General features: G+C 59.5%; 21 protein-coding genes. 11 read left to right on the plus strand and 10 right to left on the minus strand.

The window, feature by feature from the left end:
* Positions 1–104: 104 nt before the first annotated feature.
* Together DA915_RS06910 and DA915_RS06915 are read left to right on the plus strand one after the other, a co-directional pair.
* Positions 105–503 (plus strand): NADH:ubiquinone oxidoreductase subunit NDUFA12, encoded by a 399-nt coding sequence (locus tag DA915_RS06910; RefSeq protein WP_080866104.1) that lies wholly within the window; start codon positions 105–107, stop codon positions 501–503.
* Between the two features lie 129 nt (positions 504–632).
* Complete coding sequence (locus DA915_RS06915) at positions 633–1,070, plus strand: DUF2155 domain-containing protein (protein ID WP_026364075.1); 438 nt, start codon at positions 633–635, stop codon at positions 1,068–1,070.
* Positions 1,071–1,087: 17 nt separating this feature from the next.
* On the opposite strand, the gene DA915_RS06920 is transcribed toward DA915_RS06915, so the two are convergent.
* The 6 genes from DA915_RS06920 to DA915_RS06945 all read right to left on the minus strand — a co-directional run bounded on the left by DA915_RS06920 (position 1,088) and on the right by DA915_RS06945 (position 5,465).
* Positions 1,088–1,531: a hypothetical protein gene (locus DA915_RS06920; RefSeq protein ID WP_107675648.1), complete on the minus strand. Its 444-nt coding sequence runs from the start codon at positions 1,529–1,531 to the stop codon at positions 1,088–1,090.
* Between the two features lie 79 nt (positions 1,532–1,610).
* Complete coding sequence (aat, locus tag DA915_RS06925; RefSeq protein WP_107675485.1) at positions 1,611–2,255, minus strand: leucyl/phenylalanyl-tRNA--protein transferase; 645 nt, start codon at positions 2,253–2,255, stop codon at positions 1,611–1,613.
* Positions 2,256–2,261: 6 nt separating this feature from the next.
* Positions 2,262–3,608, minus strand: coding sequence for an acetyl-CoA carboxylase biotin carboxylase subunit (accC, locus tag DA915_RS06930; protein WP_107675486.1), 1,347 nt, complete (start codon positions 3,606–3,608; stop codon positions 2,262–2,264).
* Between the two features lie 12 nt (positions 3,609–3,620).
* A complete protein-coding gene (accB, locus tag DA915_RS06935) occupies positions 3,621–4,109 on the minus strand; it encodes an acetyl-CoA carboxylase biotin carboxyl carrier protein (RefSeq protein WP_020012377.1) in 489 nt (162 codons plus the stop codon).
* 25 nt (positions 4,110–4,134) lie between these two features.
* Positions 4,135–4,572 carry a type II 3-dehydroquinate dehydratase gene (gene aroQ / locus DA915_RS06940; protein WP_003502495.1) on the minus strand — a complete coding sequence of 146 codons (438 nt, stop codon included), beginning with the start codon at positions 4,570–4,572 and terminating at the stop codon, positions 4,135–4,137.
* 125 nt (positions 4,573–4,697) lie between these two features.
* Positions 4,698–5,465 (minus strand): DsbA family protein, encoded by a 768-nt coding sequence (locus DA915_RS06945; RefSeq protein WP_003502496.1) that lies wholly within the window; start codon positions 5,463–5,465, stop codon positions 4,698–4,700.
* Between the two features lie 173 nt (positions 5,466–5,638).
* Between DA915_RS06945 and DA915_RS06950 the strand changes: the two genes are divergently transcribed.
* Complete coding sequence (locus DA915_RS06950; RefSeq protein ID WP_060724201.1) at positions 5,639–6,796, plus strand: pyridoxal phosphate-dependent aminotransferase; 1,158 nt, start codon at positions 5,639–5,641, stop codon at positions 6,794–6,796.
* Positions 6,797–6,820: 24 nt separating this feature from the next.
* On the opposite strand, the gene DA915_RS06955 is transcribed toward DA915_RS06950, so the two are convergent.
* Positions 6,821–7,504 (minus strand): helix-turn-helix transcriptional regulator, encoded by a 684-nt coding sequence (locus DA915_RS06955; protein WP_107675487.1) that lies wholly within the window; start codon positions 7,502–7,504, stop codon positions 6,821–6,823.
* A 74-nt stretch (positions 7,505–7,578) separates the two neighbouring features.
* Here DA915_RS06955 and DA915_RS06960 point away from each other — a divergent pair, with 74 nt between their 5' ends.
* The 3 genes from DA915_RS06960 to DA915_RS06970 all read left to right on the plus strand — a co-directional run bounded on the left by DA915_RS06960 (position 7,579) and on the right by DA915_RS06970 (position 9,090).
* Positions 7,579–7,905, plus strand: coding sequence for an NIPSNAP family protein (locus tag DA915_RS06960; protein WP_003502499.1), 327 nt, complete (start codon positions 7,579–7,581; stop codon positions 7,903–7,905).
* Complete coding sequence (locus DA915_RS06965; protein ID WP_107675488.1) at positions 7,902–8,267, plus strand: antibiotic biosynthesis monooxygenase; 366 nt, start codon at positions 7,902–7,904, stop codon at positions 8,265–8,267. Before DA915_RS06960 ends, DA915_RS06965 begins: the two co-directional genes overlap by 4 nt.
* A 118-nt stretch (positions 8,268–8,385) precedes the next feature.
* Complete coding sequence (locus DA915_RS06970; RefSeq protein WP_003502501.1) at positions 8,386–9,090, plus strand: SDR family oxidoreductase; 705 nt, start codon at positions 8,386–8,388, stop codon at positions 9,088–9,090.
* 231 nt (positions 9,091–9,321) lie between these two features.
* Here DA915_RS06970 and DA915_RS06980 read toward each other — a convergent pair whose 3' ends face one another.
* Positions 9,322–12,219 carry a ribonuclease E/G gene (locus DA915_RS06980; RefSeq protein ID WP_107675489.1) on the minus strand — a complete coding sequence of 966 codons (2,898 nt, stop codon included), beginning with the start codon at positions 12,217–12,219 and terminating at the stop codon, positions 9,322–9,324.
* Positions 12,220–12,864: 645 nt separating this feature from the next.
* Between DA915_RS06980 and DA915_RS06990 the strand changes: the two genes are divergently transcribed.
* From DA915_RS06990 to DA915_RS07005, 4 genes are all read left to right on the plus strand, one after another.
* A complete protein-coding gene (locus DA915_RS06990) occupies positions 12,865–14,124 on the plus strand; it encodes an N-acetylmuramoyl-L-alanine amidase (RefSeq protein ID WP_107675490.1) in 1,260 nt (419 codons plus the stop codon).
* A gap of 327 nt (positions 14,125–14,451) precedes the next feature.
* Entirely contained in the window at positions 14,452–16,899 is a 2,448-nt protein-coding gene (locus tag DA915_RS06995; RefSeq protein ID WP_020012387.1) for a penicillin-binding protein 1A, read from the plus strand.
* A gap of 98 nt (positions 16,900–16,997) precedes the next feature.
* A protein-coding gene (gene prfB, locus DA915_RS07000; protein ID WP_099085460.1) for a peptide chain release factor 2 occupies positions 16,998–18,129 on the plus strand; the annotation gives its coding sequence in 2 pieces (ribosomal slippage) (positions 16,998–17,066 and positions 17,068–18,129; 1,131 coding nt in all).
* A 73-nt stretch (positions 18,130–18,202) separates the two neighbouring features.
* Positions 18,203–18,673, plus strand: a complete 471-nt coding sequence (locus DA915_RS07005; RefSeq protein ID WP_107675491.1) for a cysteine hydrolase family protein — start codon at positions 18,203–18,205, stop codon at positions 18,671–18,673.
* Between the two features lie 27 nt (positions 18,674–18,700).
* Here the strand turns inward: DA915_RS07005 and DA915_RS07010 are convergent, their stop codons facing one another.
* Entirely contained in the window at positions 18,701–19,201 is a 501-nt protein-coding gene (locus DA915_RS07010) for a hypothetical protein (RefSeq protein ID WP_026364079.1), read from the minus strand.
* A gap of 21 nt (positions 19,202–19,222) precedes the next feature.
* Positions 19,223–19,996: an NAD kinase gene (locus DA915_RS07015; protein WP_020809760.1), complete on the minus strand. Its 774-nt coding sequence runs from the start codon at positions 19,994–19,996 to the stop codon at positions 19,223–19,225.
* A gap of 303 nt (positions 19,997–20,299) precedes the next feature.
* Here DA915_RS07015 and DA915_RS07025 point away from each other — a divergent pair, with 303 nt between their 5' ends.
* Entirely contained in the window at positions 20,300–21,217 is a 918-nt protein-coding gene (locus DA915_RS07025) for a PhzF family phenazine biosynthesis protein (protein ID WP_107675493.1), read from the plus strand.
* Positions 21,218–21,289: the final 72 nt, after the last annotated feature.

The following is a 21,289-nucleotide window of genomic DNA, read 5'->3' on the forward strand; positions in this document are numbered from 1 at the left end:
ATATATCTCGAAATGCTGGACAATTGCCGTGAGGGGCGGCATAAGCATGTCTTGTGCTGTGCACGGAAAATCGCTGCGGCGCATTCAAGCCCGAGGAACGCATAATGAAGACTCTCCTGACGCAAATCTTCACCTGGTGGAACGGCCAGACGATCGGAACGCGGTTTCATACCTGGCGTTTCGGCAAGAAGGTCGGGCAGGATGAGTTGGGCAACACCTATTACGAAGGCGGCACCACGTCCTGGGGCATGCCGCGCCGCTGGGTGATCTATAATGGTTATGCCGAAGCCTCCGCCATTCCGCCCGGCTGGCATGGCTGGATGCATTACCGCACCGACGTGCCGCCAAGCCAGGAAAGCTACGTTGCGCGCGAGTGGCAGAAGCCGCACCAGCCGAACCATACTGGCACGTCCAAGGCCTATCGGCCGCAGGGATCGCTGGCTGTTGCCGGCGAGCGCCCGCGTGTGACCGGCGACTACGACGCCTGGACCCCTGGCAACTAAGCTTTTGTGATGCGCGGTGTTGTGCAAAACACCGCGCTTGCATCTGGCCTCACCGGTTTTTGCCACATTCCGCCCTTAGGCGTTGATCCGGTCGGCATCGCGACACAGGCAAATTTTGGAGACCACTATATGAGGAAAATCACGCGGGATCGTTCTTTGCGTGCGCTGACAGTGTCGCTGTTTGCGGCGGTCTCTGCTGTTCTCCTCGTGTCGCCCGTCTCCGCCGCCCGTCTGGAAAACCGCGTCGCCGTGTTTTCCGGCATCGACAAGATCACCGGCCGCATCACTTCCTTCGATGTCTATATCGATGAGACCGTGCAGTTCGGCGCGCTTCAGGTGACGCCGAAGGTCTGTTATTCCCGCGACCAGACGGAAACCCAGAAGATCGACGCTTTTATCGAGGTCGATGAGATCACGCTTGATCGCAAGATAAAGCGGATTTTTACGGGCTGGATGTTCGCCGACAGCCCCGGTCTCAATGCCGTGGAACACCCGATCTACGACGTGTGGCTGACAGGCTGCAAGCAGGACTCGGAAGTTCCTGCTCCCTCTACGGCAAGCAAATAATTAACCCGCGACCGCGCCTATTTCTGGCGTCTGAGCTTCGCGGCCAAATCTGCCAGGGCTTTGCTTTTGCTTTCCAGTTGTTCGATCATTTCCTCCCGCGTCGGTTCGGGCTCGATCACGATCGGAACAGTGAACCTGTTGGGTCGATCGCTGGCGGGAGGTGAGGGGAATCTGATTTCAGAAAATGCCCGCTTCACGGCCGTTCTTGTCTGGTAGGTACTATCCCTTATGTTTTTGACCTGAACAGCCTGGATCTTTCCCGCCGGGTCAACGCGGAAAGTAACAAGGATTGCCTGCTTCTTGTTCGTCCGTACGACCTTGAGTTCTGGTCGGCCGGTTACGCCCGTCAAGGCTCGCGAAATTTCGCTTCGCCAGGCCGCCTGCGGGTTCGGGCGCTGTTCGGCAGCGGTGACATTCACAGCCAGCGTCAACATCGATAACAAGGCCGTAATCCAGCGCATGACCATCCCCAGATGAACAAAATATCATGACCGGATAAGTCATGTTTTTGAGGGTTGCAAGCAAAATCTCAGGTTGTTTTCAGCGTGGATTTTCTTGCGCAGGCAATTTTTCGAAGGGCACATCCGGCCTATCGACAGCCGCTTCCAGTATCGTCGCATATTCCGACTTTGGAATATCGATTGCCCCGAATGTCTTTAAATGTTCGGTCGTAAATTGCGTGTCGAGCAGCGTAAATCCCTGCTGCCGCAAACGCTCCACCAGATGCACGAGGCATATCTTCGATGCATTGGTGCGGCGGGAAAACATGCTCTCGCCGAAGAAGGCACCACCAAGCGAGACGCCATAAAGCCCGCCGACAAGCTCTTCGCCCTCCCATGCCTCCACGCTGTGTGCATGGCCGATCTGGTGCAACTCGGTATAGAGCCTGCGGATGGTGGCATTGATCCAGGTGCTTGGTCTATCCGGCGCTTCCGCCGCGCATCCGGCCATGACAGCTTCGAAGGCAGTGTTGAAGCGTATCTCGAACGGCTTCCTGCGCATCGCCTTGGCGAGGCTTTTGGAAATATGGAAGGAGGTGAGGGGAATGATACCCCGAATCTCCGGCTCGACCCAGAACAGCTCGGGATCGTCAGCCGAATCGGCCATGGGAAACAGGCCGGCGGAATAGGCGCGCAGCAGAATATCGACCGTTATGCCGTTATTTCTGCTGCGACGCCCAACCATAGCGTCTTAGTGAGACGCGTCACCGGCCAGGTATTTCTCCAGCCAGTGAATGTCGTAATCGCCCTTCAGGATATCCTCGTTTTCGAGAAGATCCTGGAAAAGCGGCAGCGTGGTCTTGATGCCATCGACGACGAATTCGTCCAACGCCCGACGCAGGCGGCGAATGCACTCGTCACGGTCGCGGCCGTGAACGATCAGCTTGCCGATCATGCTGTCGTAGTAGGGCGGGATCTTGTAGCCCTGATAGGCACCCGAATCGACGCGCACGCCAAGGCCGCCCGGCGTGTGGAAATAGGTCAGCGTGCCCGGGGAAGGAACGAAGGTGCGCGGGTCTTCGGCATTGATACGGCATTCGATGGCATGGCCATGGAATTCGATATCAGCCTGCGTGACCGACAGGCCCTGGCCGGAAGCGACCCTGATCTGTTCCTGCACGAGATCCATGCCAGTGATTGCTTCCGTGACCGGATGCTCCACCTGAAGACGGGTGTTCATTTCGATGAAATAGAACTCGCCGTTTTCATAAAGGAACTCGATGGTGCCGGCGCCGCGATATTTCAGCTTGCGCATGGCGTCGGCGCAAATCTCGCCGATCTTCATGCGCTGTTCGACGGTCAATGCCGGCGAATTGGCTTCTTCCAGCACCTTCTGGTGACGGCGCTGCAACGAGCAATCGCGTTCGCCAAGGTGAACGGCATTGCCTTCGCCATCGCCGAAAACCTGCACTTCGATATGGCGCGGCTTGCCGAGGTATTTTTCCATGTAGACGGCGTCGTTGCCGAAGGCTGCTGCCGCCTCGGAACGGGCAGTCGAGACAGCCTCTTCCAGATCGGCCTCGGTCTTCGCCACTTTCATGCCGCGACCACCGCCGCCTGCCGTCGCCTTGATGAGGACCGGGAAGCCGATCTCCCGGGCGATTTCGAGCGCGTTTTCAGGCTTCACTTCGCCATCAGAGCCGGGAACGACGGGAATGCCGAGTTCCTGTGCCGTCTGCTTGGCGGTGATCTTGTCACCCATGAGGCGGATATGTTCTGCGGTCGGTCCGATGAAGGTGATGCCGTGCGCGTCGAGAATATCGGCGAACTTGGCATTTTCCGACAGGAAGCCGTAACCGGGGTGAACGGCGTCCGCACCTGTTATTTCGCAGGCCGCAACGATCTGGTGGATGTTGAGGTAGCTGTCACGCGAGGGCGGCGGGCCGATGCAAACGCTTTCGTCGGCAAGGCGCACATGCATGGCGTCTGCGTCGGCCGTGGAATGTACGGCTACCGTCGGAATGCCGAGCTCTTTCGCGGCGCGCAGGACGCGTAGCGCGATCTCGCCGCGGTTGGCTATGAGGATCTTCGAAACCATGCTGAACCGCCTTTATTCGATGACCACGAGGGCTTCGCCATACTCCACGGGCTGAGCGTCGTTGACGACGATTTCCACGACCTTGCCGGACTTGGGAGCCGGGATCTGGTTCATGGTCTTCATAGCTTCGACGATGAGAATGGTCTGGCCTTCCTTGACGGTCGCGCCCACTTCGATGAAGGGACGTGCGCCCGGGGCAGGCGAAAGATAGACCGTGCCGACCATCGGCGAGGACACGGTGTTGGCCGGGTTACGGGCCGGTGCTGCGGCCGCTGCGGGAGCAGCAGGTGCGGCGATTGCCGGCGCGGCGGCCGGGGCAGGTGCCGGCGCATAAGCGGCGGGCGCTGCAGCATAGACCGTGGCGGGAGCGGGAGCGGCGCGGGAGACGCGGATGCGCAGATCTTCCTGCTCCACTTCGATTTCCGAAAGGTCGGTATCGTTGAGGATATTCGCGAGCTCGCGGATCAGTTCCTTGTCGATACCCTGTTTCTTTTCAGACATGACAAACCCTATTCTTTGTTTCTTTTTATGCCGTGATGTTTTTCAGCGCGTGAAGCGCCATGATATATCCATATGGTCCGAAACCGCAGACCATGCCCTTCGCCGCGGGTGATACCATCGATTTGTGACGGAACTCTTCCCGGGCGTGGATGTTGGAAATGTGCACTTCCACGACGGGCGTGGAAATCGCACGAATGGCGTCATGCAACGCGATCGACGTGTGGCTGTAGGCGCCGGGATTGATGACGACGCCCGCCGCCCGCTCGCCCGCCTCCTGCAACCAGTCCACCAGCACGCCTTCGTGGTTGGACTGGCGGAATTCCACTGCGAAACCGAGATCGGCACCGGCCGCAAGACAATCATTCTCGATGTCCTTCAGCGTCTTGCCACCATAGATACCCGGTTCCCTTTTTCCCAGCATGTTGAGATTGGGGCCGTTGATGACGATGATGATGTTGCTCATTCACGTTTCCATAAGAAAATCAGCGACACCTATAGACTGCGCAGACGTCAAGGAAAAGCCCCCGCAAGCCGTAAACAGCCCGCTTGGCGGGCATCTCACAGGGAATGCAGTGGCTTTTTTAGCAATCAGGAGCAGGTGGCTTTTCCACAGCTGCGCATATTGGCGATTTTTTCCTTCAGCGGGTCGGCACCGACCGCGCCGAAAACCGCTTCGTCGCCGACGATATAGGACGGCGTTCCGGTGATGCCGAGGCTGGTTGCCAGCTTGTAAGTCTCCTGCACCTGCTCGTCATTGGGGTTTTCCGCCATGGATTTGCGGATGTCGGCTTCCTTGAGACCGAGCGAGGTCGCGACTTCCATGGCGCTGTCTTCATTCGCCCGTCCGCGGCCACCGAGCAGGGTGCGCTGGAACTCGGGGTACTTGGCCGGAGCAAGCAGTTTGACGGCGTTGGAAACGCGGTGCGCGGCAACCGATTCCGGTCCGAGGATCGGAAACTCCTTGAGGACGACGCGCACCTTCTTGTCGCCCTTCAGGATTTTATCCATGTCAGCCATGGCGCGTTTGCAATAACCGCAATTGTAATCGAAGAACTCGACCAGCGTGACGTCGCCATCCGGATTGCCGAGCGCCAGATCGAATTTCGATTCGAAGATGGCCTTCTTGTTGTCGGCGACGGCTTCCGCCGCCTTGGCGTTACGCGTCGCATATTGCTTGCGTTCAAGCGCATCCTGAACCTCGAGCATGATTTCCGGGTTCTCGATGAGATATTGCTTGATGAACTCGCCCATTTCCTTCTTCTGCTGCTCATCGAGCGCATGGGCAGGCAGGGAGGCGAATACCGTCGAAAGGGCCGTCACGCTGGCGAGAAGGGTGGAACGGAGAAAATGCGCCATATCGGTCCTCATTCTGTGCGGCCGGAGCCTCTTGAAATCTTATGAAGGCAATTACCTTACTTTAAGCCAAATGCCATACGGCAAAAATACTTGTCCGCATTATGATCGCATGATTGTGAAGATTGTGATTCTGCGGCAAGTCTCTGAAATACGGTTCAGGAAAGAGCATGCCCTTGATCACGATGTCGAAGCGGAGCGCAGTCGAACCCTTTCACGCCATGGATATTCTGGCGGAAGCGAACAGGCGCAGGCAGGCGGGACGCCCCGTCATTTCCATGGCGGTCGGCCAGCCCTCCCATCCCGCGCCGAAGGCCTCGCTCGAAGCCGCTGAGGCCGCGCTGAAACACGGGCGGATCGGTTATACCGATGCGCTCGGCCTGCGCGAATTGCGTGAGGCGATCGCCGGCCATTACCGGCTGCGCCACCAGGTCGCCATCGATCCGGGCCGCATCGCGGTGACCACCGGTTCGTCTGCGGCCTTCAATCTCGCTTTCCTCACCCTTTTCGATGCCGGTGACCATGTCGCCATCGCGAGGCCCGGCTATCCCGCCTATCGGAATATTCTCAAGGCGCTCGGCCTTAATGTCGTGGAAGTGCCGGTCACGGCCGAAACCGGTTATACGCTGACGCCGGCAAGCCTCGAACGTGCGGAAACAAGAGCCGGCTGCAAGCTGAAGGGCGTGCTTCTGGCAAGCCCGGCCAATCCGACTGGCACAGTCACCGGCCGCGAGGCGCTGAAGCGGCTGGCGAGCTATTGCGAAAGCCGCGACATGGCTTTCATTTCCGACGAAATCTATCACGGTCTGACCTTCGTCGGCGAAGAGACGAGCGCGCTCGAAATCACCGACAATGCCGTGATCATCAATTCCTTTTCCAAATATTATTGCATGACCGGCTGGCGCATTGGCTGGATGGTGCTGCCGGAAAACCTCGTCCGCCCGGTCGAGTGTCTGGCCCAGAGCCTCTATATTTCCCCGCCGGAACTTTCGCAGCTTGCGGCGACCGCAGCCTTTTCGGCGGCGGAGGAACTGGATGTCTACAGGGAAAGCTATCGCACCAACCGCGATTTCCTGATGGCGCGCCTGCCGGAAATCGGCCTGCCGCTGGCATCGCCCATGGATGGCGCTTTTTACGCCTATGTCGATACAAGCCGCTTCTCCAACGACAGCATGGATTTCGCCAAGCGCATGCTGGCGGAAATCGATGTGGCGGCGACGCCAGGTATGGATTTCGATCCCGAAGAAGGCCATCGCGCGCTGCGCATTTCCTATGCGGGTTCGGTGTCTGACATTGCCGAGGCCGTTGGACGTATTGCCGGCTGGCTGAAATAAGCCCGGATCATCCGCTCGGGGAGATCAGGCGGGTGTGCAGCTAAAGGTGCTGTTGAATGCCTTTTCACCCTTTGCAGTGAAGGTCAGCACCCGGCCGTTTCCGCGCCGCAGCCAGTCACGCTGCTGCATGGCTTCCAGAAGAGACGCGCCAAGCCCGCCGCCGAGGTGATGGCGGCGTTCGCTCCAGTCAAGACAATGCAGGCAGACCGGGCGGCGCGCCTTTTCCAGTGGCGAAAGGTCGATGCCGAAGCTCGAGAAGAAGTGGCGTCCGCTATCCGTTAGGGCAGGATCATCACCTAACGTCACGAGCCCCTTCGCGGTAATAGCGGCAAGTAGCGCCACGCCGCTTTCTCCGGCCAGATGGTCGTAGCAGATGCGCGCTTCACGCAGAGCCTTGTCCTTCGGTCCGGTGCGGACGCGGATTGCCCCTGTGCGTTGGGCAAGGCCCATAAGCGCTTCCAGAACCTGTGCAACATCCTCGTCTGACAGACGGAAGTAACGATGCCGCCCCTGTTTTTCCGCCTTCAACAATTGTGCTTCTGAGAGTTTGGACAGGTGCCCGCTCGCGGTCTGCAGGGTTACACCAGCGGCTTCCGCAAGCTCGCTTGCGGTGAGCGCGCGCCCATCCATCAGCGCCGTCAGGATATTGGCGCGGGCAGGGTCGCCGATCAGGGCGGCGACGTTGGCGATGAGAGGTCCGTCTTTCATACTTCGATGATAACCGAAGCATTGATGCGAGGCAATAGCGTAAAAAGATGCGGCAGAACACAAGGAGAGTGACGATGCTGACCTGTTTCATCCGCTACGAGATCGACCCCTTCAAGGTCGATGCCTTCGAACAATATGCCCGCAACTGGGGTGAGGCGATCCCACGCTGCGGCGCCGATCTCATTGGTTATTACGCGCCGAAAGAGGGATCGAGCACGATCGCCTATGGTGTTTACAACATCGAAAACCTCGCCGCTTACGAAGCCTACAGGGCGCGTCTTGCCGCCGATCCGGCCGGGCGGGAAAATTATGAATTCGCCCGGCGCGAGCAGTTCATCCGCCGCGAGGACCGGCTGTTTCTACGTCTCGCTTCCGCCCCGCATGCCGGAGGCGGGCAATGATCGCCGTCATCTTCGAGGTCTGGCCGGCCGACGGCGAAAAACAGCATTATCTCGATATCGCCGCCAGCCTGCGGGCGGGGCTCGAAACCATTGATGGGTTCCTCTCCGTCGAACGGTTCCAGAGCATCAGCAATCCGGAAAAGATGCTGTCTTTGTCGTTTTTCCGGGATGAGGAGGCGGTGAAAGCATGGCGCAATACCGTGCCGCATCGCACCGCGCAGTCGCTGGGCCGGTCCGGTGTTTTTTCCGATTATCGCTTGCGCATCGCGCATGTGATGCGCGACTACGGTTTGCAGGACAGGGAGGAGGCACCAGCCGACAGCCGGGTAGCGCATCCGGCGGAGGGGAGTGTGTCAGGCTGACATTTCCAGCATCAGTTTTTCTGCACGCCGCTCCAAGCCTTTCTGGTTCGAAGTCGTCGTTGAAACCCGTTATAGATGGGGCAGTTTATGGATGCAGGCCTGGAAATGGAGAAAAACGATGTCGGCAGAAAAAGTGGCGATTGTAACGGCGGGTGGCAGCGGCATGGGCGCAGCTGTGGCGAAACGTCTGGCCGCGGACGGTTACAAACTGGCGATCCTTTCATCCTCCGGCAAGGGAGAGGCGCTGGCAAAGGAACTCGGCGGCATCGGGGTCACCGGTTCCAACCAGTCCAATGACGATCTCCAGCGGCTGGCGGACAGGACACTCGAAACATTCGGCCGCATCGACGTGCTGGTGAACAGCGCCGGGCATGGCCCGCGCGCCTCCATTCTCGACATTACCGACGAGCAATGGCACACCGGCCTCGATGTCTATCTGATGAACGTCATCCGCCCGACGCGTATCATCGCCCCCGTCATGGTGAAGCAGAAGGCGGGCGCGATCGTCAATATCTCGACGGCCTGGGCTTTTGAACCGAGCAGCATGTTTCCGACATCCGCCGTGTTCCGCGCCGGCCTTGCCTCCTACACCAAGATATTTGCCGATACCTACGCGGCCGACAACGTGCGCATGAACAATGTGCTACCCGGCTGGATCGACAGCCTGCCGGCCACGGAAGAACGCCGAGAGGCCGTGCCGATGCAGCGTTACGGCAAGAGCGAGGAAATCGCCGCCACCGTAGCATTCCTTGCGTCGGAAGGGGCGGGGTATATTACCGGCCAGAATATCCGGGTTGATGGTGGCCTGACGCGGTCTGTTTGACGGCCTGGCCTTCCCAACTCTCATCCCTGTGCTTGTCACAGGGATCCAGCAAGCCCAAGTCCTTGGGCTGAAAGGACTCTCCCGCCACGCGGACGCGCGTCGACTGGATTCCTGTGACAAGCACAGGAATGAGGAAATGTCAGCGGCTCAAGAAAACGCCCGTTCTTTGCATCGACAAAACAAAACGCCCGCAACATCGTTGCGGGCGTTTTTCATTCAGTCTTTCTTCTCTCAGAAGAAGCCTTTGCGCTGCCACCAGCCGCCCTTGCGCGGCTTCGGCTCGTCGCCATCGGGGTTCGGCGAAGACGAGGTCACCACTGGCTCCGAACTGGAGACATTGCTGCCCCGGTTGGCGCGGACTTTTTCTTCCGTGGCCGGTGCTTCCGCTTCCGGAGCCAGATCGGCCGAAACCTCACCAGCTTCTTCAACCGCGACCTCGGCGACTGTTTCCTCGACGATCACCGGCTCCACCGTTTCAACGGCTTCAGCTTTCGGCGCTTCCTCGGTTTCAGTCTTGACCTTCGCCTTGCGGGTGCGGCGTGGCTTCTTCGGTACTTCCTCTTCCACAACTTCGGCAACCACACCTTCCACCGCGGCGGCGGCGGTCGGTTCTTCGGTTACAGATGCTTCAACGGAAACCTCTTCGCTTTCGCTCTCACCTTCAGCTTCCGAGCCGGCAGCATCAAGAGCTTCGTCTTCCGCACGGTTGCGGCGTCCACCGCGCTTGCCGCGACGGCGGCGCTTGCGCTTGCCATCCTCTTCGGAACCTACTGCTTCCGCTGCATCGTTTTCGTTTTCAGCATCGGCCTCATCGGTTTCGATGCCATCGTCGTCACCTTCGGCATCATCGCCTTCCGCATCGCCGGACTGGGCGTCGAGCGCACCGTTCTGGTCGCCCTGGCCACCCTTGCCGCGACGGCGACGACGACGCTTGCGCTTGCGCTTGCCTTCTTCACTATTGTCGCCCTGTGGCTGCTGCTGGCGTGGCTCGGAGGTCTGCGCCTTGACGATTTCTTCCTCGTCTTCGTCCTCTTCCACCTCGGCGACGAAATCGTCTTCCTCTTCCACGAAGCTCGGCAGCATCTGGATGAGGCTTTCGATCTTCACCGGATTTTCGACGGCTTCACCACGGTCGATGGCGAAATGCTGCGCGCCGACGCCGGCGTCAGCAGCGATGATGATGGACACGCCGAAGCGGCCTTCATAATCGACGATCGTGCCGCGCTTGTGGTTGAGCAGGTAAAGCGCCGTTTCCGGCGTGCAGCGCACCGTGATGTTATGCGTGGTGTTGCGCAGCAGATATTCCTCGACGCCGCGCAGAACATGCAGGGCGATGGAGGATTCCGAGCGGACATGACCCGTGCCGCCACAATGCTGGCAGACCTGCGTGGTCGATTCCAGCACCGAAGCGCGGATGCGCTGGCGCGACATTTCCAGAAGGCCGAAATGCGAGATGCGGCCGACCTGGATGCGGGCGCGGTCGTTCTTCAGGCAATCCTTGAGCTTCTTTTCGACAGAGCGGTTGTTGCGCTTTTCTTCCATGTCGATGAAGTCGATGACGACAAGACCGGCAAGGTCGCGCAGGCGCAGCTGGCGCGCCACTTCTTCCGCGGCCTCGAGGTTCGTCGTCAGCGCGGTTTCCTCAATGGAATGTTCGCGCGTCGAACGGCCGGAGTTGACGTCGATGGAAACCAGCGCTTCCGTCTGGTTGATGATGAGGTAACCGCCCGATTTCAGCGTGACCTGCGGCTGCAGCATCCGGTCGAGCTGGGCTTCGATACCGGAGCGCGAGAAAATCGGGTGAATGTCGCGGTAAGGCTGAACCACCTTGGCGTGGCTCGGCATCAGCATCTTCATGAAGTCTTTGGCTTCACGATAGCCTTCTTCGCCCGAAACGATGATCTCGCCGATATCCTTGTTGTAAAGGTCGCGGATCGAACGCTTGATGAGGGAGCCTTCCTCATAAACGAGGCAGGGGGCCGTGGAGTTCAGCGTCAGCGTGCGGACGTTTTCCCACAGGCGCATCAGATATTCGAAGTCGCGCTTGATTTCGACGCGGGTGCGGTTGGCGCCTGCGGTACGCAGAATGACGCCCATGCCCTGCGGAACCTCCAGATCGCGCGCGATTTCCTTCAGGCGCTTGCGGTCGGTCGGCTGGGTGATCTTGCGGGAAATACCACCGCCGCGTGCCGTGTTCGGCATCAGCACGGAATAGCGGCCGGCAAGCGACAGGTAGGTGGTGAGTGCAGCACCCTTGTTGCCACGTTCTTCCTTGGCCACCTGCACCAGAAGAATCTGACGGCGCTTGATGACTTCCTGAATGCGATACTGTTTGCGCGGCTTGCGGGCGACGCGATCCGGAACTTCTTCCATGGCGTCTTCGGCGCCGACGGATTCGATCACTTCCTTTTCGTGATGATCGTCATCATCGTCGTCATCATCGTCATTGCCACGACGAAGACCTTCGACTTCCTCGGAAATCGTGTCGGTGTCGACCATGGCGGCCATTTCGCCACCGGTGCTGCCGTCGTCTTCGGAAGAAGCTTCGGCGGCCTCGGCTGCTGCGGCTTCTTCTTCGGCGGTTTTCTTCTTTGCGCGGGGGCGGCGGGTGCGCTTCTTCGGCTTTTCTTCCTCGGCGGGCGCTTCTACGGCTACGGCCTCGACGGTGGTTTCCTCGGAAACCTCTTCAGCGACGGACGCAGTTTCTTCCGTGATAACCGTTTCAGTGGTTTCATCGGAGGAAACAATGCCGACATCCGGCTGATCCACCTGCGAAAGGTCGATCATCGGCGCTGTGGGTTCGGGCGCGTCCGCGGATTCGAAATCGTCGCTGCGGCGATGATCCTCGGCTTCCGCCTTCAGGAGAGCCTGACGGTCGGCAAGCGGGATCTGGTAATAGTCCGGATGGATTTCCGCAAAAGCGAGAAAGCCGTGGCGATTGCCACCGTAATCGACGAAGGCCGCCTGAAGGGAGGGCTCAACGCGAGTGACCTTGGCAAGATAGATATTGCCGCGGATCTGTTTTTTGTGCTCCGATTCGAAATCGAATTCTTCGATCCGGTTCCCACGGACAACGACTACGCGTGTCTCCTCTTCGTGGGAGGCGTCGATAAGCATTTTGTCTGCCATGTAAGCTGTGCTCCTCGGCGCAGCCTTGTTTTATACGAGAACAGGCCCGCCACACGGACGAGCCTTTCATATGAGTGCAAGGATGTGCCGGAAATGAAGTCTCCAGCCGGGCCTCTGTAAACTGGCAGCATCCGGACCGACGGCGAGGCATTTGGCCTGCTCCTGGTATCCGGTTCATGTGAAAACTGCTGCGACATCATTGGCCAGGCGGAACGACAATAATATATAGACCCCTTGGGGTCCGATGAATTTGCTCTCCTCAGAGCAGCGGTGGCAGCGCCACCGGGTAGGTCTCCGGCCACGGCCGGAATTGATCCAGTTTCAGGATAAATGTAACGACGGCAGATGATTGCCCGATTTGCAGCGCCAGCGTCTTTTTCGATTGGCAGCCGGCGGGCATCTATCCCGTCAACACTTTTAACCCTCATCCGTGTTGTATGTTTTCTCTGTCATAATAGCAATAGGCTGGCTAAATATGCCATATTATTGGTGGAATTTCCGGGTTAACAATTGGTTCACCAAGGCCTGCGATTGTGGGGCGCAAACGCGCAAACTATCGTACGGCGTGGTTGAAACGGCACTGTTGCCGGCGTTTTTCCGCGCCGTTTATCGAAAATGACTGACATACGGAATTTCTTGAGGACCATGAATTTCACGCGCAACGCAGCGATATCAGGCGGGGCAGGGCGGCTTGGCGCGCGAATCGCGCGGGCTTTGGCGGCTCTGGCATTTTCTGTCGCCGCCTCTGTTTCCGTCGTGCCGGCAGCCCATGCCGTGGAGCCGCTTGTCGCCCATCAGGCGCGTATCATCGGTGATGAGGCGCGCACGCGCATCGTTCTCGATTTTGCGGAAGAGCCGGAATTCGACGTTCACTATCTCGATTCGCCCGCGCGCATCGTCGTGGACTTCCCCGCGGTGAATTTCGCTTTCCCCACATCCGACCTCAAGCCAACTGGTCTTTTCTCGGACATCCGCTTCGGCACCATGGGCCAGAACAGCGCCCGCATTGTGCTGACGGCGAAAAAGCCGGTACAGGTGACTGTTGCCGAAACGAAGAAGGCTGACGACGGGCAATCTTTCCGTTTCGTGCTCGATGCCGAGATCACCACCAAGGGCAAGTTCGCGGAACTGGTGAAGGATCAGCAATGGCAGGCGCCCGCCCCGGTGACGACTGCCGCGATCACGCCTGACGACAAGACATCGCGTCCTGCGGAATTTGTCATCGCGGTCGATGCCGGTCATGGCGGCATCGATGCCGGCGCCACCGGCGGCACGACGGGCACCGAGGAAAAGGTCATCACTTTGACCTTTGCGAAGGAACTCGCGGAACGGTTGAACCGCGAACCCGGCATCAAGGCGTTTCTGACGCGCGATTCCGATACATTCCTTGCCCTGTCCGAACGGGTGACGATTGCCCGCCAGAACAATGCCAACCTCTTTATATCGCTGCATGCGGATACATTGAAGCAAAAGGGTATCCGCGGCGCGACCGTTTATACATTGTCAGACCGGGCGTCGGACCGGCAGGCGCAGGAACTGGCGGAGCGCGAAAACAAGTCCGACCAGATTGCGGGTGTCGCGGCCTCCAGCGAGCCGCCCGAGGTCGCCGATATTCTTCTCGATTTCACCCGCCGCGAAACTCAGGCCTTTTCGGTGACGCTCGCCGAAAACATCGTCTCCTCCTTCGAGGGGCAGGTGGGCCTCATCAACAATCCGCATCGTTATGCCGGTTTCATGGTGCTGCGCGCTCATGACGTGCCGTCGGTGCTGCTGGAACTCGGTTTCCTCTCCAATGCGGAAGACGAAAAGCTGCTTCTCGACGGGGAATGGCGCAAGAAGGTGGCCGATACGCTGGCAACGGCCGTCGGGCGATACCGCGCCAAGGCCATGGCGAACGGCGGCTGAGAAGGTAGCCAGCGGAGCGACGGTGCTGTTGCCGCCCTGCCATTGACCGCCGAAAAGCTGTTCAATTCTTGGGCCTTGCGGACGATTGCGGAGGCGAAGCCCTATTTTACTCACATTCGCCGCGTTACTCGAAGCGCGGATTCGGTGGCGATCCGCAAGCGTCCGCAACGCGATTGCGGGCCTGCCGCCCGGTAACATATCAGCGAATGCTGCCGTATCCGGCTTGTCATCGAAGGTATGGTGTGCAAAACGGCACGCGATATGCAAGGATGCGCCCGTAAATCGTCGGGCGTTGATGGTTACGATTCGAATTATCGGTAGCTTGGTATGATCAGACTGATTGGATATTTTTTCGGCTTGGCCAGCGTGCTCTTCCTGTGCGCCGCCGTCGTCGGTGCGATTTATTTGCACGGCGTGACGAAGGACCTGCCGGATTACGCAGTTCTGAGCACCTATGAGCCGCCGGTAACGACCCGCGTGCACGCCGGCAACGGTGCGCTGATGGCGGAATACGCGCATGAAAAGCGCTTGTTCCTGCCGATCCAGGCCATTCCTGACCGCGTGAAGGCCGCTTTCCTGTCCGCCGAAGACAAGAATTTCTACAACCACCCGGGTGTCGACATCTTCGGTCTCGGCCGCGCCATTCTCGTCAATCTCCAGAATGTCGGCTCCGGCCGTCGTCCGGTCGGCGCATCCACCATCACCCAGCAGGTGGCGAAGAACTTCCTTCTGACCAACGACCAGACCATCGACCGCAAGCTCAAGGAAGCCATTCTCTCCTTCCGCATCGAGCAGACCTATTCCAAGGACAAGATTCTCGAGCTTTATCTCAACGAGATCTTTTTCGGTCTGAATTCCTACGGCATCGCCGGTGCGGCACTCACCTATTTCAACAAGTCGGTAACGGAACTGACGATCGCTGAGACCGCTTATCTCGCATCGCTGCCGAAGGGACCGAACAACTATCATCCCATCCGCCGCGAAAAGGCTGCTCTGGAGCGCCGCGACTGGGTGATCGACCGCATGGCCGAAAACGGCTACATCACCGTTGCCGACGCTACCGACGCCAAAAAGCAGCCGCTCGGCGTCAACCTGCGCCGCGGTGGTGCGCATATTTTCGCGTCCGATTATTTCGCTGAGGAAGTCCGCCGCCAGATCGTCGAAAAATATGGCGAGGAAGCCCTTCTTGAAGGCGGGCTCTCGGTCCGTACCTCTTTCGACCCGCAAATCCAGATGGAGGCGCGCAAGGCGCTTCAGGACGGGCTTGTGCAATATGACGAGCGCCGCGGCTTCCGCGGACCGGTGGAAAAGATCGAGACGGCCGGCGACTGGACGGCGGCACTGGCCAAGGTCAAGGGTCTCCGGGACGTTCCGGAATGGAAGGTCGCGGTCGTGCTCGCGGTTGCCGCCGATGGCGTCGATATCGGCGTTCAGGCCGATCCCGATGCGGAAGATGGCGACAAGCGCACGCGCGGCCATATCTCTGCTGAAAACATGCGCTGGGCTTTCCGTGATGCAAGCGGCAAAAGAGCGACCGCCAAGTCGCCGGTCGGTGTCGTGACCGCGGGCGACGTTGTTTATGTGCAGCCGCTTTCCGGCTCCGGCAACGAATATCGCCTGCGCCAGCCGCCAAAAGTGCAGGGCGGCATGGTGGTGATGGACCCGCATACCGGTCGTGTTCTGGCCATGGTCGGCGGCTTCTCCTACGCGCAGTCGGAATTCAACCGCTCGACGCAGGCCATGCGCCAGCCGGGCTCCTCCTTCAAGCCGTTCATCTATGCGGCGGCGCTCGACAACGGCTATACGCCCGCATCGGTCATTCTCGACGCGCCGATCGAGGTGGTCTCGGGCAATCAGGTCTGGAAGCCGCAGAATTACGGCGGGGGTTCCGCCGGTCCTTCGACCCTGCGTCTCGGTATTGAAAAATCCCGTAACCTCATGACCGTGCGTCTGGCGCAGGACATGGGCATGAATCTGGTCGCGGAATATGCCGAGCGCTTCGGCATTTACGACAAGATGCCGCCGCTTCTGTCCATGTCGCTCGGTTCGGGTGAAACGACCGTCATGCGCATGGTTTCTGCCTATTCGGTCATCGCCAATGGCGGCAAGCAGATCCAGCCGACGCTGATCGACCGTATTCAGGACCGTTACGGCAAGACGATCTTCCGCCACGAGGAGCGCGCCTGCGAGGGCTGCAACGCGACCAGCTGGCAGAACCAGGACGAGCCTGTCATCGTCGACAATCGCGAACAGGTTCTCGACCCGATGACGGCATACCAGACGACTTCGATGCTGGAAGGCGTTGTGCAGCGCGGCACGGCGGCGGGCAAGATCAAGGTCGATCTGCCGGTTGCCGGCAAGACGGGCACCACCAATGATGAAAAGGACGCCTGGTTCGTCGGTTACACGCCGGACATGGTTGCCGGCCTCTATATCGGTTTCGATTCGCCCGCACCTCTCGGTCGCGGCGGTACCGGCGGTTCGCTGTCGGCACCGATCTTCGGTGAATTTATCGCCGATGCGGCCAAGCACATGGAACCGAGCAAGTTCATCGTGCCTGCTGGCATGAACTTCGTCGCCGTCAACCGCAAGACCGGCATGGCGGCGGTTGAGGGCGAGCCGGACACCATCATGGAAGCCTTCAAGCCGGGCACGGGTCCCGCCTCCACCTTCTCTGTCATCGGCGATGACGGATACATGTCGCAGGAAGACATTCTGAAGACCTCGCCGCAGGCGCAGCAGGCCATCACCGGCGGTGGCGGCGGTCTTTATTGACATTAGTCCTGACGTTTGGCGGGGGCGCGGGTCTTTACATCCGCGCCCCCCGCATTTATTTGAGCAACGAGTTTCAATGAAGGTGAAGAACCAGCGAAATGCGCAATGAAATCGTGAACGTAGTCGACGAAATCAAGCAGGCCATAAGCCTGCTGAGGAGGCATCTTTGACTGGGACCAGGCGATAAGACGGCTGGACTGGTTGAATAACAAGGCAGAGGACCCGACCCTCTGGAACGATGCCACTGAGGCCCAGAAGCTGATGCGCGAACGCCAGCAGCTGGATGACAGCATCAACGGCGTCAAGGCGCTGGAGCAGCAGCTCCGCGACAATATCGAGCTGATCGAACTCGGCGAGATGGAAGGCGATGACGAGATCGTCAAGGACGCCGAAGACGCGCTGAAGGCGCTGAAGAGCGAGGCGAACCGCCGCCAGGTGGAAGCCATGCTTTCAGGCGAGGCCGATGGCAACGACACCTATGTCGAAGTGCATTCCGGCGCCGGCGGCACCGAAAGCCAGGACTGGGCGAACATGCTTCTGCGCATGTATACCCGCTGGGCTGACCGCGAAGGTTTCAAGGTCGAGGTTCTCGAAGTTCACGACGGCGAAGAAGCCGGCATCAAGTCCGCGACGATCCTCGTCAAGGGCCACAATGCATTCGGCTGGATGAAAACGGAATCGGGCGTGCACCGCCTCGTTCGTATTTCGCCCTATGACAGCAATGCGCGTCGCCACACATCGTTCTCCTCCGTCTGGGTTTATCCCGTCGTCGACGATTCGATCCAGATCGACATCAATGAGAGCGATTGCCGTATCGATACCTATCGTTCGTCCGGTGCGGGCGGCCAGCACGTCAACACGACAGACTCGGCCGTGCGTATCACGCATATTCCGACCGGTATTGCCGTCGCCTGCCAGCAGGAGCGCTCCCAGCACAAGAACCGCGCCAAGGCGTGGGACATGCTGCGCGCCCGTCTCTATGAGGTGGAGCTGCAGAAGCGGGAAGAGGCGGCAAACGCCCAGGCCGCGTCCAAGACGGATATCGGCTGGGGCCACCAGATCCGTTCCTACGTTCTGCAGCCTTACCAGCTGGTCAAGGATCTGCGCACCGGCGTGGAAAGTACAGCACCCGGCAACGTGCTGGATGGCGACCTGAACGAATTCATGGAAGCCGCACTCGCCCACCGCATCAGCGGCGGCGCGGATGTGGAAGTCTCGGATATCGATTAAGGCGTCCGGCGCGTCGACTGGAAAATTGCCCCTCGCAAACCCATTGCGAGGGGTTTTTCGTTGGAGGACTAGCATGAAACAGGCGCTCTATATCGTCGACGTCCAGCCGAGCTTCAATCCGCCGGCTGCGCTGGTGGCGGAGATATCCGCACTCGCTCTGACCATGCCCAGCATCGCCACCGTCGAGCGTCATGATGAAAGCGTGACGCCCTTCGAGCGGCAACTCGGCTGGAAGCCGGGCAGGCATGACGAGTCGCTTGTTGCGGCGGATCGCATATTCATCAAACACGGTTATGCGCCTCCACGGGAGGTCATCGACTATCTTCTGTCGCTGCACCTCGACAGGGTGCTGGTCTGCGGTATTCAGGCTGATACCTGCGTACTGGCCGCTGGTTTTGCCCTTTTTGATGCGGGGCTGCATCCCACGCTGTTGCCGTGGCTGACGGTGGGCTCCAGTCTCGACCGCAGTGGTGAACTCGGTGCAAGATTATGGAAACATCATTTTGGAGCGGTTCTTGTCGGGCCGGAGGCACTGGAAGCATAGCCTTGCCTGGCCGCGTATCCGGTTCGATCAGTTCGAAGCTTTTTCGATCTTCATCTCACCCAGCTCGTCGATCAGGATCGTCCAGCTTTCCGCTTCCTTGCTCATCGGGTCCGTCTTCAGATAAACGGTCACGAACAAGCCGGGCGAGGCGGGCGCGCCATTCGAGCTTTCGGGACGAATATCCGTGACGTAGGATTTCATCTGGCTGAATTCTTCCAGCTCGATATTTTCGAGAAGATTCGGCCCATCGGCGGTAAAGACGATGCGCTGCAGGTAGATTTTCGCCGTACCGTCGCCCTGGCGGATGGCGATGACCTTGTAATAACCGCGTGTGGGCGAGGCAGGCGGCGGCCGCAGCTGTCCGTCAGGACCTTTCACCGGCTCAAGATTCCGATCTTCCCACATGCCGCTGCTGACGACGAAGATTGCCGAAACCGGCAAGGCGTCGATCGCTTCCGTCTGCGCCCGCGCAGGAAGCACGGCGGCGGCGAAAAGGAAAGCAGCGAGGATAGGTCTTGTCAGTTGCATGGCCATTATCGATTGTGGGCGTCAATTGTTGAACTGTTCGGCGAGAACCCGGTCCGACCATGAACGATCTGGATCCGAGAGAATTCTGGCCGTCCTGTCCTGCGATTGTGCGATCCTAACGTGACGAACGGATTTCACCTCGGTGTGGTCGGCCACCGCGTTCACCGGGCGCTTGTCGCGTTCCAGAACATGAATGTCGACCGTTACCTTATTCGGCAAAAGCGCGCCGCGCCAGCGCCGTGGGCGGAAAGCACTGACGGGGGTCAGCGCCAGAAGCGGCGATTCCAGCGGCAGGATGGGGCCATGGGCGGAGAAATTGTAGGCTGTCGACCCTGCGGGGGTCGCCACCATCATGCCGTCGCAGATCAGCTCTTCCAGCCGCACCTTGCCATCCACCTCGACACGAAGCTTGGCGGCCTGATGTGACTGGCGAAACAGGCTGACCTCGTTCATGGCAAGGGCTGTAAACTCGTCGCCGTCGGAATCCGTCGTCGTCATGCGCAAGGGATGGAAATCATTGCCGCTCGCCACCGCGATGCGCTCGAGCAGGCCCTCCACCCGGTAGTCATTCATCAGGAAGCCGACGGACCCCCGGTTCATGCCATAGACACGCTTGCCGGAATTCATTGTCTCGTTGAGAATCTGCAGCATGAAGCCATCGCCGCCGAGTGCAACGATCACTTCCGCCTCTGCGAACGGCGTGTCGCCGTAAATGCCTTTCAGCACTCTCAGCGCCGTCTGCGCCTCCTCTGTTGCGGAGGCGACGAAGGACAGTGAATAGGTAGAATGCGACATTCGCTTCCCTCGACAACGGCGCAGACCGGTCCGGTCCGAGCAAGGCACTGTAACCTGTTGAAGCGGCTTGAAATCTTTAAACCTCGATGAAGAGATCGATAGCAAGCCGCCAGACGCACCCTTGGTACATGAAGACGGCGGCTGGCGACAAGGCCTTTCGCAGGCGCAGGCGTTCCCTGACGGCGGGCCGCATCACTCCGGTCCACAGCTTCTTGATTTGCGCGCGCCGACAAGGGTTGCGATGCGGGACGGCCTGATGCAGTTTGCCAAGGCAGCCGGAATGACGAGTGGCAGGAGACGGATGTGGCGCTGAACTACGATATCTACGATGTCTTTACCGAGACGAAAATGGCGGGAAATCCGCTGGCGGTCATGTATGACGCCGATGATCTTCCCCAAGGCACGATGCAGGCGATTGCGCGGGAAATGAACCTTTCCGAGACGGTTTTCGTCAACCGCTCCACCAACCCGGCGCATGCAGCTTCGCTGCGCATCTTCACGCCATCAGGCGAATTGCCCTTTGCCGGCCATCCGACGGTGGGTGCTGCTGTCGCCATCGCCGAGCGAAATCGCGGCGAGGGTGATGACGACATCGATATGGTCTGCGTGCTGGAGGAGAAGGTGGGGCCGGTGCGCTGCGCGGTGAAGATGCGCGCCGACGCCGTCAGCTTCGCGGAATTCGACCTGCCGCGCAAATCATCCCGAGTCGACCTGCCGCTCGATCACACCGCTCTTGCCGATGCGCTCGGCGTCAGCGAAGGACATCTCGGCTTTGAGAATCATGTGCCGTCTATCTGGACAGCAGGTGTGCCGTTCCTGCTCGTGCCGCTGCACAATATCGCCGCTATCAGGGACATGGATTTCGACGCCAATCTGTGGCTGCGCACCGCGCCACTTGTCGAGGGACGCCTGGCGGCGGCCTATATCTACTGTCGCGGCGGCGTCAATCACGCGGCAAAGTTCCACGCCCGCATGTTCTCCCCGGATATGGGCATTTCGGAAGACCCCGCAACCGGTTCCGCCGCCGCCGCCCTGTCCGGCGCGATCCAGCATTTCGACGGGCTGACGGACGGCCATCATCCGCTCCTGATAGAGCAGGGCGTGGAGATGGAAAGACCGTCCCACATCCATCTACGCATGGACATCAAGGACAACGAAATAGCCCGCGCGCGCATCGGCGGTCACGCGGTGCGTGTGGCGTCGGGCACGTTCGAGATTTGACTTCAGCGTAACCCGGTCAGCGCACGTCGCCGAAGAGCGACAAAGCAGCAGGCAACGCCAAAAGAAAAACCC

The organism is Agrobacterium sp. LAD9, from assembly GCF_003031125.1.
Classification (GTDB): Bacteria; Pseudomonadota; Alphaproteobacteria; order Rhizobiales; family Rhizobiaceae; genus Agrobacterium; species Agrobacterium radiobacter.